The sequence below is a fragment of the Chamaesiphon sp. genome, assembly GCF_041737865.1.
GTDB lineage: Bacteria > Cyanobacteriota > Cyanobacteriia > Cyanobacteriales > Chamaesiphonaceae > Chamaesiphon.
Genome location: NZ_JBGSQZ010000040.1, coordinates 1 through 2,347, shown reverse-complemented (window position 1 = coordinate 2,347; position 2,347 = coordinate 1). Strand labels below are relative to the sequence as shown.

Here is a 2,347-nt window from a genome sequence, read left to right as displayed (position 1 = left end):
TAGGGCTTGCTGAAGATCTCAGCAAGCCAATCACTGCAAGGGTTTTGAGCCTTTTTTCAGAAATTAAGTGCAAGGTTTTGACGTTGAAAGGCTCAAAACCCTTGCACTCGATCGCTTGAATCTGGAGAACGCCTTCAAGGGTTGTCAATTAGCTGAAATGACCTAGACTCGTTCTGAATTTGGAATTGCTGCATGAGAAGTTCGATCTTCGCTAACATAAAAAGCATACTCAACCTGGGTGGATGCCCACTTAGCAAAACTTGTGGTGATGACTGATAAACTCAAATCTGCCGAATCGATCCCAGGTAGCTATGGATTACCGATTATTGGCGAACTAATTGATTTTCTCGTCAAGCGGGAAGAGTTTTATTGGCAAAAGCATCAAGACAATGGCAATATTTTCAAAACATCGTCGCTTATATTTGGCAAAACGGTTTGTCTAGTGGGGACAGAGGCAAATCGACTGGTGTTCAAGGATGCCGCCGATCGACTATCATCGCGGTTGGGTAATAAATTATTGGCAACAATTTCGCCGGATAGTGTATTACTAAAAGATGGCGAAGCGCATCGCACGAATCGAAGGATGATTTTGCCTGTATTCCATCAACAGGCGATCGCGTCTTACTTTGATACGATTCAGTCAGTTGTCACCGCTGCGATGGCTGATTGGGGCGAACGTGGGAAGATCGATCTCAGTGCGGAGTTACACAAGCTCACGCTGACTGTCGTGGTGAAGATTTTTTTGGGTAGTGAAAGTACGGCAGAAATCGAGCAAGTGAGCGAGTGGTTCAATACTCTAGTCGATAGTGTCTCTGGTGTCATCCGCTGGGATATTCCCCTGACAAGTTACGGACGCGGGCAAACCGCCCGTCGCAAAATTGCTAACTATATTCGTCAAGTTATCGCTCAAAGATCGGCACTCGGTGACTTGGATCGATCGACAGATGTACTTAGTTTACTCGTGAATACGATCGATGAAGATGGCAATAAATTCACTGAGACTCAGGTAATCGACCAAGCGATCGCGTTTCTATTTGCTGGGCATGATACCACATCGACCCTGATGAGTTGGTTGTTATTTGAACTGGGCAATTGTCCCGAATGGCGACAAAGATTGCGCGACGAACAGCAGCAAGTGATGGGCAAAGAGCCGATCTCCATGACTCATCTCCGTCAACTTCCCAACATGACTAATGTTATCAAAGAAGGCGAACGCCTCTACCCACCAGCCTTTCTGATTGCGCGTGTGGCGTTGGCAGATATCGAATATGCTGGCTATCTAATTCCCGCTGGTTGGTTTGTATTTATTTCGCCGATGCTGACTCATCGCTTGCCAGAGATTTATCAAAATCCCGATGCGTTCGATCCCGACAGGTTTGCACCGCCGCGAGAGGAGGACAAAAAGCAGCCTTATTCATTAATTGGGTTTGGTGGTGGCGCACATACCTGTATCGGCGTGGAACTCGCCCAAATGGAGATGAAAATAATTCTCTCGACATTGCTGCAAAAATACGATTGGACAGTAACACCGACAACCGCTGAAATTGCCCCAGTACGTCGCCCATCTACGATGCAGAAGCAGTTAAAAGCAACCTTTGTTTCGATCTAGAAATGACATAATTTATGACGCTATTACAGGATGGAAAATAAATTTTTCACATTGATTTCTTTGAAAGTGGAGGACATCTCCGAGAAATAACCCATCAAGATGAGTATCATACAATTGTTCGTAAATTCCTCGATCGATCGACTAAGCAGATTTGAGAGATCGAGCAACATGCTAGAGCTATCGCCAAAATTTTGTATAGAAATACAGCAAAAGAAGAACTGACAAGCTGAGGGAAAATAGAAGAAGTAGTCAGGGAGAGAATGCAAAAACATGTAATGCCAGAAGTCGGAATTTTTTTATCGAAAATATCACAGTTGAAACGGGAGGATATAAAAGACAGATCCAAAGCATAATTGGAGAGCTGGTGATTACGAGCAAACAAGCAGCGAAATTAAATATCAAACGTCATACTCAAATAAGTCCATACTTGGAGGTATGTTGCTTACGAATAAGTGCATCAGTCTTAAATTATTCAGTGATTGTAGCCTGAAACAAGCTGAAAACTTTTGTGCTTATCTAGAGAAACATCGTCATCGGATAATTAATTATTATTATTTTCAAGCCGAACAAATTTATTCCATTGGTTCTGGCTCCATCGAGTCTACAATTAAACAGATCGATCGCCGTACTAAAATCTCTGGGGCGCAGTGGAAAGCTGAAAATGTTCCTCAAGTACTCGCGCACCGCGGCGCTTACCTGAACGGGTTAATTCGCGATCGCTAAATAAAAAGTGGGATG

1 protein-coding gene and 1 pseudogene are annotated in these 2,347 nt (G+C 43.8%); both read left to right on the top strand.

Annotated features, from left to right (window positions below; translation table 11 throughout):
• Positions 1-268 precede the first annotated feature (268 nt).
• Positions 269-1,609, top strand: coding sequence for a cytochrome P450 (locus tag ACEW9J_RS02685; protein ID WP_373543604.1), 1,341 nt, complete (start codon positions 269-271; stop codon positions 1,607-1,609).
• Positions 1,610-2,077: 468 nt separating this feature from the next.
• A pseudogene (locus ACEW9J_RS02680) lies at positions 2,078-2,332 on the top strand (ISKra4 family transposase); the annotation flags it as partial.
• Positions 2,333-2,347 lie beyond the last annotated feature (15 nt).